Source organism: Streptomyces sp. NPDC058663 (assembly GCF_042716745.1).
Taxonomy (GTDB): domain Bacteria; phylum Actinomycetota; class Actinomycetes; order Streptomycetales; family Streptomycetaceae; genus Streptomyces.
The window spans coordinates 120164-133183 of the sequence record NZ_JBHXRV010000015.1; the positions used below are offsets into that span (position 1 = coordinate 120164).

General features: G+C 70.2%; 11 protein-coding genes. 3 read left to right on the forward strand and 8 right to left on the reverse strand.

From position 1 onward, the window contains the following. Positions 1-152 precede the first annotated feature (152 nt). Positions 153-3734 (reverse strand): LamG domain-containing protein, encoded by a 3582-nt coding sequence (locus ACFWVV_RS13915; RefSeq protein WP_384351317.1) that lies wholly within the window; start codon positions 3732-3734, stop codon positions 153-155. Positions 3735-4416: 682 nt separating this feature from the next. Here ACFWVV_RS13915 and ACFWVV_RS13920 point away from each other — a divergent pair. Then, complete coding sequence (locus ACFWVV_RS13920) at positions 4417-5103, forward strand: SMI1/KNR4 family protein (RefSeq protein WP_384351314.1); 687 nt, start codon at positions 4417-4419, stop codon at positions 5101-5103. 310 nt (positions 5104-5413) lie between these two features. Here the strand turns inward: ACFWVV_RS13920 and ACFWVV_RS13925 are convergent, their stop codons facing one another. Together ACFWVV_RS13925 and ACFWVV_RS13930 are read right to left on the reverse strand one after the other, a co-directional pair. Further along, positions 5414-6349 carry a hypothetical protein gene (locus ACFWVV_RS13925; protein ID WP_384351311.1) on the reverse strand — a complete coding sequence of 312 codons (936 nt, stop codon included), beginning with the start codon at positions 6347-6349 and terminating at the stop codon, positions 5414-5416. 68 nt (positions 6350-6417) lie between these two features. Next, complete coding sequence (locus ACFWVV_RS13930) at positions 6418-6552, reverse strand: hypothetical protein (protein ID WP_384351308.1); 135 nt, start codon at positions 6550-6552, stop codon at positions 6418-6420. Positions 6553-6637: 85 nt separating this feature from the next. Here ACFWVV_RS13930 and ACFWVV_RS13935 point away from each other — a divergent pair, with 85 nt between their 5' ends. Continuing rightward, positions 6638-7264, forward strand: coding sequence for a cysteine hydrolase family protein (locus ACFWVV_RS13935; protein ID WP_384351305.1), 627 nt, complete (start codon positions 6638-6640; stop codon positions 7262-7264). 69 nt (positions 7265-7333) lie between these two features. Here the strand turns inward: ACFWVV_RS13935 and ACFWVV_RS13940 are convergent, their stop codons facing one another. The 4 genes from ACFWVV_RS13940 to ACFWVV_RS13955 all read right to left on the reverse strand — a co-directional run bounded on the left by ACFWVV_RS13940 (position 7334) and on the right by ACFWVV_RS13955 (position 11600). Further along, positions 7334-8074, reverse strand: coding sequence for an SDR family NAD(P)-dependent oxidoreductase (locus ACFWVV_RS13940; protein WP_384351302.1), 741 nt, complete (start codon positions 8072-8074; stop codon positions 7334-7336). Between the two features lie 383 nt (positions 8075-8457). Further along, positions 8458-9048, reverse strand: coding sequence for a TetR/AcrR family transcriptional regulator (locus tag ACFWVV_RS13945; protein ID WP_384351299.1), 591 nt, complete (start codon positions 9046-9048; stop codon positions 8458-8460). 150 nt (positions 9049-9198) lie between these two features. After that, a complete protein-coding gene (locus tag ACFWVV_RS13950) occupies positions 9199-10737 on the reverse strand; it encodes an alpha/beta hydrolase (protein WP_384351296.1) in 1539 nt (512 codons plus the stop codon). Positions 10738-10967: 230 nt separating this feature from the next. Then, positions 10968-11600 (reverse strand): hypothetical protein, encoded by a 633-nt coding sequence (locus ACFWVV_RS13955; protein WP_384351293.1) that lies wholly within the window; start codon positions 11598-11600, stop codon positions 10968-10970. A 187-nt stretch (positions 11601-11787) separates the two neighbouring features. On the opposite strand from ACFWVV_RS13955, the gene ACFWVV_RS13960 reads away from it, so the two are divergent. After that, entirely contained in the window at positions 11788-12426 is a 639-nt protein-coding gene (locus tag ACFWVV_RS13960; protein ID WP_384351290.1) for a DUF1707 domain-containing protein, read from the forward strand. An 88-nt stretch (positions 12427-12514) separates the two neighbouring features. Here ACFWVV_RS13960 and ACFWVV_RS13965 read toward each other — a convergent pair whose 3' ends face one another. After that, entirely contained in the window at positions 12515-12847 is a 333-nt protein-coding gene (locus ACFWVV_RS13965) for a DUF192 domain-containing protein (RefSeq protein WP_384351287.1), read from the reverse strand. Between the last annotated feature and the right edge of the window lie 173 nt (positions 12848-13020).

Below are 13020 nucleotides of genomic sequence, written 5' to 3' on the forward strand. Positions count from 1 at the left end.
GGTTGCGTTTGGGGGGGGTATGGTTACTTCGGCCCGGGGGGGGCGTGTGCCCGGGTCCCTGGGGGGTATCGGGCGGGCGGGGCGCGGGTGGCCGGCCCGCGGGCGGTGGGTGTGGCAGCACCACGACGGCGCTGCCACACCCACCAGGGGGATCAGCTTTCGCCGGGCGTTCCCAGCACCTTGCTGCGTACCTGGTCTGCGGTCATCGCACCGGCCCAGACCCGGACCTCGTCCAGGGCCCCGGGAAGGAAGTGCCCGGTCTTTCCTCCGGCCGGCGCACTCCCGACGGTGAGCGCGCCTGTTCCTTGTGCGAGGGAGTTGAAGACGGGGGAGCCGGGCTGCTCCTCGCCCTCGACGTAGAGGTGCGTATTGCCTGTCTCCGGCGCTTTGGGCCCGTCGTAGATGCCGGTGACCTGGGTCCAGGTGTCAAGCACGGCCGGCATCTCCGACTTCGCGGAGGCCGACTCGACCGGCTTGCCGGCTGCGTCCACCCCTGTGCGACTGAAGTTCCAGAGGTAACCCTCCGCACTCACCTTCTCCACCCACAGGCTCCAGGAGGATTCCAGGCCTCCGGGCGCTGCCTGACTGAAGACCGCCGCCCGGTAGCCGACCGGTTTTGTGGCGAGCTTCGCGCTGTCGAGCCGGACTTCAGCCGTGACGGTGAAGGCGCCGGTCTCATCCACGGCAGGGCCGTTGGTGGAAAGGTGTCCCGAGGTGCCGTCGAAGGTGACCTCGTTGTTCTCCGGGTTGGCGGTGGCCCCCGTGGCGGAGAGTTTCATGCCGTCCACCGGGTACGACGTCCACTCCGGAACGACGTTGTTCACCGTGCCTGCAGCGTCCCAGTATCCGACGAGTGCTGCCTGCGGGACCGAGTCCTCAGCCAGGAGACTCTCGTCCCGCACCTCATCCGCACTCAACGCCCTCTGCCACAAGCGCACTTCGTCGATGCGGCCCAGAAAGTATTCCTGGAAGTTGCCGAGGGCCTTCGAGCGTCCGATCTGCAGGTCACCGGTCGACATCCACGGCGTGTAAGTGGGGGCGACGGCAGCCGGCTTGACCGGAGAGCCCTGCGGTCGTCCGTTGACGAAGAGCTGGATGGTGTCATTGGCCTTGTCGGTGTCCCCCTTGGTGTCGAAGACACCTGCGAGATGGGTCCAAACCTTCTTCACCGGACTGGCATCGCTGGCGGAGCGCACGTAGATGGGGCTGCTCTGGACGTCGGCCGCCGACCGGTTGAACACCCACTTCTTCAGGTCTTTCGAGTAATACAGAGTGAAGGCCGAGCCATACGTGCCTGGGGCTGCTGCCACCGCGTAATTGACGGTGTCGTCCTGAAGGAGCACCCACGACGACAGGGTGAAGGAGTCCTTGGAGTTCACCGGCGCGCCTGCCGTGGAGGCGTAACCAAGCCGTTTGACGGGATCGTCGATGTCGTCGTTCAGCCGCAGCGAGTAGTCCCTGCGTACCGTCTCGACCCCGTTGACGTCGCTGATGTTCGTACCTCGACGTCCCAGCGTGGACCAGGTGGCCGCGGTGCCTGCCTGCTGGTGCAGGGTGGCAGGGTGGCGTGCCCCCTCGGTCGCACTGTCCTTGGCGGTGATGCCGGTGCCGCCGGGGGCGGTGTCATCGAAGTGCCACTGGCCTACCGGACCCTGGGGAGACTGCACTTTGAACGTGAACTCGGCTGGGGCACCCCAGCGCACCCGTCCCGCGGTGAGGTCGCTCGCTTCGACCGAGAGCACGTATGTCCCCGAAAGGCTGGGGGTGACATCGGTGACCGTGACGGCGGAGCCGGCCACTGTCTTCGCGCCCGCCTGCGACGAGGTCATCAGACGCCAGCGGTAGCTCTTGATGTCCTTGTCGGCCGCGTTCGGCTTGAAGGTGAACGTACCTGGCACGCCGGGGCCGCCCCTGCCTTCGCACACCGTGGCGGTGCACTGGGTGTACGGGCTGACCGAGGTGATGACCGGAGCCTTGGGTGCCCCCGCATCATGGGTGAAGTAGCACCAGGGGGTGTACCCGGAAAAGAGTTCGGTGTTCTTACCGGCGTAGTTGATGTGCGACTGAGTACGCGCCTTGTACCGGTAGAGGCCGCCGTCAGCCAAGGTTGCTGTAGGTGCCTTCTCCAGAGTGCCGTCCACGTGCCAGCCCGGTTTGGGGCGGTAGTCCAGCCAGAAGTCCGACCATGTGCCGCTCGCCTGTCCGTTGCTGCTGCGCTCGACCTCGAACTCGGCCTGGAGCGAACCCCGCTCCTCGTTGGTCCGGGGCTGGGCCGCCGTCTCCACGGTCGCCTGCACCGTCGGGTTGGGGATGGTGACCGTCGTCGGGGTGGCCGCGTTGGTGCTGCAGTACTGCTGGGTCCCGTTGTTCGGGATGATCCCGTACTTGGCGGGGGTGCCCGGCTTGGGCACGTACACCACCTGGAGCTGCGCGTTGTCCTCGAACCGCTTCCAGCCGGTCGGATCGCCCTCGTCGGCCGCGCTCAGCCGCAGGGTGAGGCGGGAGAACCTGCCGTTGGCGAGATCCCGCACCGAAGCGGTCAGGTTCTCGTCGGGCTCTGCCGGGTTGTCGTGGAACTCCACCCACTGGTCAGGCTGCTCCGGACTGCACAGGCTGCCGCGTCCGGCGGAGATCCACCGGTCGGCCATGAGGTCCCGGTAGGCCGGGCCCGGCCAGCGGGTGCCTTCGGAGATGTTGTCCGTACGGGTCAGGTTCACCAGGCGCGCGGTGCAGTCCCACGACCAAGTCTCATAGGCGCGGAACGTGGCGTCGATGACATGCTTGCCGGCCAGTTGTGTCGGTGCGAACTCGAAGTACATCCGGTTGGTGTGGGTGGGACGGTCGCAGTAGTAGCCGCCGGACTGGCTGCAGTTACCGACCCCGTAGTCACCGTTGAAGTTCCAGAACCGGTCGCCGTCGGAGGAGAGCACCGAGCGCTCCGAGGCATTCAGTCCGACCGGCGGGTCGATATAGACCGGGTAGACCGTCTTCTCGCCGCGCAGCAGCTCGAGGTCGGGTGTGACCGTGACGCTCCCCTCGCCGACCTGAACCGGGAGTTCCGCGGTGGTGTCCCCCTTGTCCGGGTGAGCGCCGTCATCCTCCGACGCACCGTCTGTGAGGGTGTTCATCCGAGGTGCCACGTTCTTGAGCGGCCCCGGAGCAGGGTCGGGCTGGGCGGGCGTCCCGGCCGAGTCCCACATCTGCCCGGAAGGTCCGGTGAAGACAGCGTTGCCGTCCGGGTCGATGGCACGCATCCCGCCACCCGCTCCCGGAACGATCTGCAAGCCATCGCCCGACGAGGCCAGCTTGATCTGCTCCAGCGCCGGGTTGGCCGCCGCATCCGCCGACTTGACCACCAGTACCTGGCGGAATCCTTCAGCAGTTGCTGTCAGTTGGAGGTCGACGCCCTTGAAGACCTCCGGGTAGGTAGCCGTGGCACCTTCCAGTGTCGGTGCGGGCAGAGCAGATGGCCAGCCCAGGCCCATCGAGCCCTTCCTGTGACCCAGGCGGATCAAGTCCTTGCCGTCCCCGCCCCCCGAGAAGCCCAGATCGACCACTGCGGACTTGGGGCCGACGCTTCCGTCCGTGCGACGCTCCAAGGTGGTGTCGATCGGCCTCCAGGTCCCGTCGTCCGCCTTTGCCCGCTGCGGAGTCGTCGTCTGGGTCAGCGTGAATGTGCCGTCCGGATTGGCGGCGGTGGAGGTGTACTCCGTCCGCGCGGAATGCACCTCCACCGGCTCACCCGAAGCCGCGGCACGGGCGAGAGCCGAGGTCTCGGCGCCCGCGGTCCCGAGCGCCGCCGGCGGTACGCCTTGACGCTCCGTCGCTACGGAGTTCCCCGCCGGAACACCCACTGCCATCACGGCCGCGAGTACCGCCACATCGAGTCTTCGGCGTACGCGACGCCGCCTTCCTACCTTCACGCCCCACCCCAACATGCACACGAGCCTCACAAAGTCCGCTCAATATGTAGTGGACATGTAAGGGCGTCAAGGCAGAACCGGGCCCCTGTTGCGATCATTTACCGTCGCGAAGCGAGGTGGGTCGATGTGGATCCGCTCAGTAACGGAAGGCCCCGATCCTCTTTGTTCCGCGCGGGATACGGCCCCCTCGCCGTGTCCTCGGCTGTTACTTCATCCAGCTGCCGCCGAATCGCTGCGCAAGCCCACTCATGGAATCGCTCCAGCAAATATCTGCAAACTGCGCGCCTGAATGGGTATTTGCATCGAGTTCGCATGGGAACTCCCTGTGGCCCCTTCTACCCGCATCCGGAGGGGCTTCGGTGCAGTCGTGCCATTTCTGGCTCGAGGTGATCTTTGTGCAGTCGTCGCGTCGACGCCTCCGGGAGCGGTAATGGCGGTAGAGCCCGCCCCGCCCGCTCTCCTCGCTGTCGGTGGTGGCACCTACCTTGTCCCCATGACTGATCAGCAATGGGCGGGCGTACGCCAACGGGTCGAGGCTCTGGCGGCGGCACCTGGCAGCGATGAGGTGTTCGGGGCCCTGGGGCACGCATGGGTGCTGGAGGAGCCGCTCAGCCACGCCGAACTCGGTGAGCTCGAAGCGCAGGTGGGCGTGCGGTTGCCGGAGGAGTTCCGCGCGTTTCTTCTGCAGGTGGGTGCGGGTGGTGCCGGCCCCGCCTATGGAGTGTTTCCCGTACGGCGCGTGGACGGCCGCTGGCGGTGGGTGGGCGACGGTGCCGAGCTGGCGGACCTGTCCCGGCTCGCCGAGCCCTTTCCCGAACGCGGGCCGGACCCGCGGCTGCTGGAGGAACTGACTGAACAGCGCCCCGAGGAGGAGGACTTCGACGACGAAGAAGAGTTCGATGACGCGATGGAGGCGTGGGACGAACGCTGGGGCGCCGTCATGTTCGACCCCGACCGGACTGTCGGGGCCCTCGTCGTCTCCCACGGCGGCTGCGCCCAGCGCGACTGGCTGGTGGTCAGCGGCGCCCATCGAGGCACGATGTGGACCGACGACCGCGCGGACGACGCCGACCTCGCCCCGCTGCGGCACGACGACGGAACGCCAGTGACCTTCGCTCGCTGGTACACGGACTGGCTGGCGCGCTCCGAGAGCACCGTGCTGGAGTCGGTCCAGGGCTGACCTCGGCGCGGGCCGCGCGCTTCGGAGCGCCGTGTCCGTGGAGGGAGTGCCGTACCCGTGGAGGCAGAGCACAGCCCCTGCGCCCGTCTCCGTGGGTGCAGGGGCTGTGCTTCCGGTCACCGGCGGCCCGTGGTTGTGCGGGCCGTAGGTCCCGGGGTGCCGGGCGTTCAGGGGCTGTGGCTCCGGTTACCGGCCGCCCGTGGTTGCGCGCGGCGCGTAGGTCCCGGTGCCGGACCGCGCAGGGGCTGTGCTCCGGGTTACCGGCCGCCCGTAGTCGCGCGCGGGCTGTACGTCCCGTGGTGCCGGGCGCTCAGTTCTCGGTGGCGCGGCGGCGGCGGGCGGCCACGAGCAGGCCCGCTCCGGCGAGTGCGACCGCGGTGCCGCCCGCGGCCCACGGCAGGGTGGAACCCGCGCCGGTAGCGGCGAGGTCGCCGTCTCCGGCGGTGGGCGCCGTGGTGTTCCCGGCCGGGGTGGTCGCCGGGTTGTCACCCTTGGCGGCGGTGTCGGTGCCGCCGCTCTGGGGGGTCTCGGTGCCGGAGCCGCCCTTGTCACCGGCCGGGGTCGTGCCGGTGCCGGTGCCGGTGCCGGTGTCCGTGCCCTTGTCGGCTTCCTTGGAGGCGTCCGGGGCCGGCTTGTTCCTGTCCTTGTCCTTCGAGGTCGCGGCGTCGGCCTCGTCCTTCTTGCGGGCCTCGAACTGGCCCTTGTCCAGAAAGGCCTGGACGTCCTCGGGAGTGCCCAGGAGCGCCTTCTTGCCGGCCGCCTTCACCGCGGGGCCGCCGACGCTCATGAGCTGGCCGGTGCGCACCCGGTTGTCGGTGATGCGGGCCTCGTACTGGCCCTTGTCGAGGAACGCCTGGACGTCTTCGGGGGTGCCCTTGAGCGCCTTCTTGGCGGCGTCCCGTACACCCGGGCCACCGGCGCTGTAGATCTGCACGGTGCGCACCCGGTTGTCGACGATGCGGGCCTCGAACTGTTCCACTTCCAGGAACTTCCGCATGGCGGCGGGGCCGGCGTCGAGCGCCTTGCTCCCCGCCTCCTTCAGCCCCCGGCCCGCGTCCTTGGCCGCCATCAGCCGCAGGATCTCGGCCCGGTCCTTCTCCTCCTGCTGCGCAGGGGTGTCCGCCCCGGGGACGGGCGCGGAAAGGGCGGGGACGCCGGCGACGGCGGCGTGCACCGGAGAGGCCAGCAGAACGGCAGGCGCGATGGCTGCGGACGCGATGAGCGTCGATATACGCGCGAACTTCATGTGATACCCCCACGTGCACAAAAAACAAAAATAGTCGCGCACATGGTACTTCGATCTTCACTTTTCCTTTACGGGGGCCCTGGCGGCGGGAAAATGACGAGGGCGTGCAGACCGGAGACATCGCCGACCACGGCCTCGTGGCCGAGTACGAGCAGGCGCGGGAGTTGCTGCACTCCCCTGACTGCCCACTGCCGCAGTGTCACCGACTGAGTTCACTGGCAGTAAATCGTTGCTTGTTGACGTCCTGCCGTCTGGGGGAAGTGCCCGAGCGAGGGCAGCATGGCAGCCATGAACACCGAAACCAATGACGCCGCCATGGGATTGCGCACGGCCCTCGCCCGGAACGCCGCACTGGTTGTCGTCGACGTACAAAAGGGCTTTGGTGAAACGGAGTTCTGGGGACCGCGCAACAACCCGGCCGCCGACGAGAACATCGCCGCACTCCTCACCGCCTGGCAGGAGACGGACCGGCCCGTCGTCTTCGTACGGCACGACTCCGTGCATCCGGAATCGCCGTTGCACCCGGACCGGCCGGGCAACGACCTCAAGGACTACGTACAGGCGCGGCGGAACCTGGGCGGCGAACGGGACTTGTTCGTCACCAAGACCGTGAACTCGGCCTTCCACGGGACGCCGGACCTGGACGCCTGGTTCAGGGAAGCGGGCATCACGCAGTTCGCGGTGGTGGGCATCCAGACCAACATGTGCGTGGAGACCACCGCGCGGGTGGGCGGCAACCTCGGTTACCGGGTGCTGTTCCCGCTGGACGCCACGTACACCTTCGACCTCACGGGCCCGTTCGGCTGGCACCAGACGGCCGACGAACTGGCCCGCTCGACCGCGATCACGCTGCACGGCGGCGACTTCGCGGAGGTCGTGACGACGGCCGAACTGCTCGCGGCGGCCAAGGGGTAGGGGCCCCGGCGGCTGCCAGGAGGCAGGGGCCCTGCCGGAAGCCAAGGGTGGGGCTTTGCCGGCGCCGGCTCAGACGATGTGGCGGCCGCCGTCCACCGTGAGCACGTCGCCCGTGGTGTACGTGGCGTTCGCCAGGTAGAGGGCGGCCTCCGCGACGTCGGCGGGTACGCCGACGCGGCGGAGCGGGGTGTGGGTCGTGATCCATTCGCGCGAGTTCTCCCAGACCTGGTCCTCCTCGGCGTACCAAGGGGTCTCGATGAGGCCGGGTGCGATCGCGTTGACGCGGATCTCCGGGCCGAGCTGTGAGGCCAGGAGGCGGGTCATGTGGTTGAGCGCTGCCTTGCTGACCGCATAGGGGATCGAGCTGCCGAGGGCACGTGTCGCCGACACCGACGAGACGTTGATGATGGCCCCGGAGCCGGAGGCACGCAGATGGGGGACTGCGGCCGTGGCCATCTGCCAGGCGCCGATGACATTGACCTCGAAGATCTCCCGCCAGGCGTCCGCGTCCGCGCCGGCCAGGTCGTCGAGCGGGATGAAGCGGGTGGTGCCCGCGTTGTTCACCAGGATGTCGAGCCGGCCGTACGCCTCGACCGCGGTGCGGACGACGCGCTCCGCGTCGGCGGCCTCCGAGACGTCTCCCTGGACGTAGACGGCATCGGGGAGCTCCTTGGCGAGCGCCGTGCCCGCGGCTTCGCTGCGGGCCGAGTTGACGACGACACGTATGCCGGCTGCTGCCAGACGCCGGGAAATGGAAGCACCAATTCCGGACGATGAGCCGGTGATGAGGGCAACGCGTCGTTCTTCCATCGTCAACTCCTTGGGTGGGTCACATCTCGCGGCGGAGACTAGCTTACCGACAGGCGGAATTAGGTATCCACGATGCGGAAAGTTGCATGCCGACTGTTCGCGGCTCCGGTGGTCCTGACCGGGATGGGCGTCCTGACCCTCGTCGAAGAGACGGATCCGACTGCCACGGACCTCACCTGGGTCATCGCGGGCTCCGTCCTCGGTGCGGTACTCGGCGCCCTCCGCGGCGCCACCGTGCTGCTCCTCGACAAGGGGGTGTCCTGTGGCAGCGGTACACCGGGCAGCCGTACGGCCGTCGTCCCCGAGGGCAGGTCCGCCGTCGTGGTGTGGTGTGGGGCGGGGCGCCGTCGTCCTCGTTGTCTCCGCTTCAGGGGCGCTACGGGCTACTCCTGCCGGGGTGTGTGCGCCGGTGCGCCGGTGCTGGGGCCGAGACCGAGGATGAGGTCGCCCGCGCGGGAGCGGACCTCCTCCGGGGTGCGGCCGGGGTGGTCGGTGGCCAGGAAGTGGTGACCGATGGCCAGGCAGAAGGCGAGCAGGCTGCGGGCCTCGACCTCGTCGGGGTCGTCGCAGAACGTGCCGATCAGCTCGCGGGCGAGCTGCATCCGCCGGTTGTCGACGCGACGCAGGCGCGCGTTGACGTCCTCGTCGCGGCGGGCCCAGTCGCGGATGGCCAGTTCGACCCGCAAGCGGTCGCCGGAGAAGGTCAGCAGCCCGGCGAGCCGCATGCGGTCGCGGGGGTCGCCGCCCGCCTCCTCGACCTGGGCCAGCACCTCGTCGACGCACTCGCGCTCCCAGCTGTCGAGCATCTCGCCCAGCAGTGCGCCGCGGTCGGCGAAGTATCCGTAGAAGCCGCCCTTGGTGACGCCGAGCCCCTTGGCGAGCAACTCGATGCGCACCGCCTCCACACCGCCCGCGGCCAGGGCCCGCAGCCCTTCCTCGACCCACTTCTCCCGCGAGGTGCGCAGTGCGCCCATGTGCTCCGCCCTACTTTCCGCGCCGGTCGTACGTCGCCCTGTACGTCGCCCCGTACGTCGGCGTCCCATCGCCCCACTCCTGCTTTGTACGGAATCGTATAAGCGTTGATCGGCGCCGGTCGCGGGTGTGGCGGCTGCGGTGGGTGTCCGTCAGTTCGCGCAGTGGGTGTCCGTGGCCGGGCGGGTGCCGTTGAGGAGGAAGTCCGTCACTGTGCGGTCGCCGCAGGGGGTGCCGTTCGCCAGGTAGGCGCCGTGGCCGCCACTGGCGTTGGTGACCATGCGGGCTCGGTCGCCCAGGGCCGCGCGCATCTTCAGGGCTCCGAAGTACGGGGTCGCCGGGTCGCGGAGGTTCTGGGTGATCAGGATGTGGGAGGGGCCGCGGTCGGTGAGGCGCGTCGGGGTGTGGGTGGGGGCCGGCTTCCAGAAGTTGCAGGCGTTGAGGTTGGCGGGCATGCCGGCCGTGAGCGGATGGCTGGCGCGGTCGCGGGCGACGGCCTCGGGGTACGCCGAGATGTCGGCGGGCCACCGTACGTCGTTGCAGATGCTGGCCATCACCACCGCCGCGTCCGTGTCCGGCAACGGGCCCGCGATCTCCGGGGTGAGGACCGGGGTGCCCGCGGGGGAGCCCGCCGGGGCCAGGGCCGACTTCATCATGCGGGCGATGGCCGGGAAGTGCGCGTCGCTGCCGAGCCCGGTCTGGAGGGCCTGGCGCAGCCGGTTGCCGGTGAGCGGGACGCCCGGCGTGGTCGACTCCCTGGCCGTACGGTCGAGTTGGGTGGCCAGGTGCAGGAAGAGGGGGCGGATGTCGGCGGGGGTGGCGGCCAGGCGCAGGTTCTCGGTGGGGGAGCCGGGGGCCGGGTCCCGGTGGGTTTCGCGGGCCGGGTCGGCGGCCCAGGCGGCGAAGTCGGGGAAGCGGATCTCCACAGCCCGCGACAAGTTGACCATCCAGCCCTGTTCGAGGCGGCGCGGGTCCGGGTCGCCGACACTGTCCAGCACCCAGCGGTCCGTACGGTGCGGGAACTTCTCGGCGTAGACCGCGCCGGAGTACGCGCCGTACGAGGTGCTCCAGGCGGACAGCGTCCGCTCGCCCAGTGCGATGCGCAGGCGCTCCAGGTCGCGGACCTGATTCTCGGCGGAGAAGCTGCGCAGGAGGGGACCGCCGTTGCGGGCGCAGGCCTCGGCGATGCGACGGGCCTGGGTGATGTTCGCGTCGATACGGCCGTGCGCGTCCGGCCACGACCGGAGGCCGACCATGTGCCGGTCCCCGGCGGCCAGGCCGCAGGAGGCCTTCGTGCTGCCGCCGACGCCGCGCGGGTCGAAGGCGACCAGGTCGTACCGGCCGCCGAGCTGCTGCTGGAGCGCCGTGGCCCGCTGGGTCAGGCGCTGGACCCCCGAGCCGCCGGGGCCGCCCGGAATCACCATGAGGACGCCTCTCCGGTCGGCGGCGTCGGTGCTGGCGACCCGCGAGACGGCAAGGGTGAGGGTCGGCCCTCCCGGCCGGGCGTAGTCGACCGGAACGGTGAGGTCCGCGCACTCCTGCCCGGCCGGGCCCCCGGCGGTGGCACAGGGGCGCCAGGTGAGGGAGGGGGTGGTGGCTGCGGCTGTGGGGGCGAAGGTGGTGCCCAGGGTGGAGGCCGTTGCCAGGGCGGAGAGAAGCAGGGCGAGGGTTGTGCGTCCAGGGGTTTGCATGGCTGCAACTCTGGTTGCTGATACGCCTGTTGCCCATGCGGACTGCTGGTGGGCGGGGGTGGGGGTAGCCCCCGGGGGAGGGGTAGCGGGGTGGGGTGCCATGCACCTCCGGGGCCCGCCGCCCCCGCGCGCACCTCCGGACCCGGTGCCCCCGCGCGCACCTTCGGACCCGGTACCCCCGAGCGCACCTCCGGGCCCGCCGCCTCCGCGAGCCCGCCCCCGCCCATCGACTACTTCCCGAGCAGCACCGCGTCCAGTCGCTTCGCCTGGTCGGTGGCGAAGCGGGTCAGGCCCTTGGTGTCCTTGCTGCGGTACTCCTGCGAGACCGACACGACGAGCGTGCCCACCCGGAAGTGCACGACGCGCAGGGCGCTGTCGTCGCTGTCGCCCGACTTCAGGTAGGTGTACGTGTTGCCGACCGGCTCGCCCTCCTCCTTGCGGGCGTCCGCCGCGAGCTTGCTCTCCCGCGCGTAGGCCGCTTCGGCCGCGCTCCTGCTGCCGTACGCCTTGAGGCTGCTGCCGACCAGGGCGCCCGAGGAGTCGGTGTAGTTGCCGACGCCCTCGAAGGTAAGACCGTCGCACGGGCCTTCGCAGGAGGCGGCCTGGGCCTTGATGCCGCCGTTGTCGCCCTCGCTGTCCTCGGCCCAGCCGGCCGGGAGGTCCTTGGCGCGGAGCAGTGCGCCGTCGAGGGTCTTCGCGTCCTTCAACGGTGTGCCGGAGTCCGAGAGCCCGGCCTGGGAAGCGGCCGGGCGGCTGCCGTTCCCCTCCCCGCCCGCGGTGGCTCCGGTGCCGCCGCTGCACGCCGGCACGGCCAGCAGCAGGGCGGCCGAGACCGCCCCCGCCCAGATTCTCCGGGAGACCATCACACGTACCTCTTCATCTTCATCTCTTCACCAGGTGCACTTAACGGGCAACCTACACAGCGGGGGCCGGGGCCGGGCCGGGTGCCCCTTTTTGTTCGCGGAGTGCCATGGTGTGCCGCTGAGTGCTTGTGCGCGGAGTGCCTTCTTCGGGAGTTCCGGGAGAGGGCGGCTTCGTATCATCGGACGCATGACCGTCGAACCCGCAGGATCCGCCGGACACCTCGAGTCCGCGAAGCCCCCCGCGCGCCGCCCGCTGCGTGCGTCCGACGAGGACCGCGAGGTCGTCGTCGACCAGTTGAGGGAAGCGGCCGCCGACGGCCGGATCGACATGGACGAACTCGACGAACGGCTGGGGCTCGCACTCGGTGCCAAAACCGTCGCCGAACTCGGGCCGCTGGTCGAGGACTTGGTGCCGGACGGCCAGCTGCCGCGCCTCCCCGGCACCGTCGCCGGGGAACCCCTGGTCGTCAAGGGCGGCATGCACGGCGCCACCAGGAACGGCCGCTGGAAGGTACCGGCCCGGATCGTGGCCCACGGCGGCATGGGCGGAGTACTCCTCGACTTCACGCTCGCGGAGGTGCGCGGGCGCGAGGTCGAGGTGGAGGTGTACGGGGACATGGCGGGCGTGGTCCTGGTGCTGCCGGAGGGCTGGGGCGTGAACACGGACGCGGTGGACCCGGGGGTGGGCGGCGTGAAGAACCGGGTCAAGGGGGACCGCGAAATGGGCGCGCCACTGGTGCGGTTGGTGGGGACGGGGGGCATGGCGGGCGTCACGGTGCGGCACCCGGGGCCGCTGCAGAGGAGGAGGCTGCGGAAGGGGGAGTGAGGGGCGCGGGCGGCGTTCGTGGAGGCGGGGCCTTCCGCCTTACCGTTCGCCACCGGCCTTGCGCAGCTGCGCGGCTTCGATACCAGGCTTACGAGGCACCGTACTTGACGTGCATCGTCACGCCGGGGCGCACTCCCCAGCCGGCCCACGAGCCCGCCTCGGCCTCCAGTACGTGGCGGGCGCCCGGCCGGGGGAGGGCCAGCCGGTGCGGAGCCATCGTGTGCACGCCCAGCACGCGCAACTCCCGGTCCAGGTAAGCCACGTCGAGGGCGAAGCGCATACCGAGGGAGTGGACGGAGCGCGCCGGGGTGAGCAGCATCGCCCCCGCGATGCCGGTCCGCCCCAGCAGGCCGCGTGCCCGGGTGCGCGGGGAGGCCGCGATCTCCACCGGAAACCACACGGCGCTCCCGGCGGCGGTCATCACGGCACTCCCGTCGGTGGCCCGCAGGCCGGACCTGCCGGCATTCACAGTGCCGACCCGTCGGGGGCCCGCAGGCCGGCCCCCTCGGCGTACCGCGCGCGTCGTCCCATCCGCCCACGATAGCCACCGCGCCCGCAGCCACCCCGTCCGCCGTCACCGTCACTGTTACCGCC

What these genes read in the sequence shown, in the direction of transcription:
- ACFWVV_RS13940 (WP_384351302.1), bottom strand. Translation starts at nt 8,074, where the DNA reads ATGGAAGAACGACGCGTTGCCCTCATCACCGGCTCATCGTCCGGAATT.
- ACFWVV_RS13925 (WP_384351311.1), bottom strand. Translation starts at nt 6,349, where the DNA reads ATGAAGTTCGCGCGTATATCGACGCTCATCGCGTCCGCAGCCATCGCG.
- ACFWVV_RS13955 (WP_384351293.1), bottom strand. Translation starts at nt 11,600, where the DNA reads ATGGTCTCCCGGAGAATCTGGGCGGGGGCGGTCTCGGCCGCCCTGCTG.
- ACFWVV_RS13965 (WP_384351287.1), bottom strand. Translation starts at nt 12,847, where the DNA reads ATGACCGCCGCCGGGAGCGCCGTGTGGTTTCCGGTGGAGATCGCGGCC.
- ACFWVV_RS13945 (WP_384351299.1), bottom strand. Translation starts at nt 9,048, where the DNA reads ATGGGCGCACTGCGCACCTCGCGGGAGAAGTGGGTCGAGGAAGGGCTG.
- ACFWVV_RS13935 (WP_384351305.1), top strand. Translation starts at nt 6,638, where the DNA reads ATGAACACCGAAACCAATGACGCCGCCATGGGATTGCGCACGGCCCTC.
- ACFWVV_RS13960 (WP_384351290.1), top strand. Translation starts at nt 11,788, where the DNA reads ATGACCGTCGAACCCGCAGGATCCGCCGGACACCTCGAGTCCGCGAAG.
- ACFWVV_RS13950 (WP_384351296.1), bottom strand. Translation starts at nt 10,737, where the DNA reads ATGCAAACCCCTGGACGCACAACCCTCGCCCTGCTTCTCTCCGCCCTG.
- ACFWVV_RS13920 (WP_384351314.1), top strand. Translation starts at nt 4,417, where the DNA reads ATGACTGATCAGCAATGGGCGGGCGTACGCCAACGGGTCGAGGCTCTG.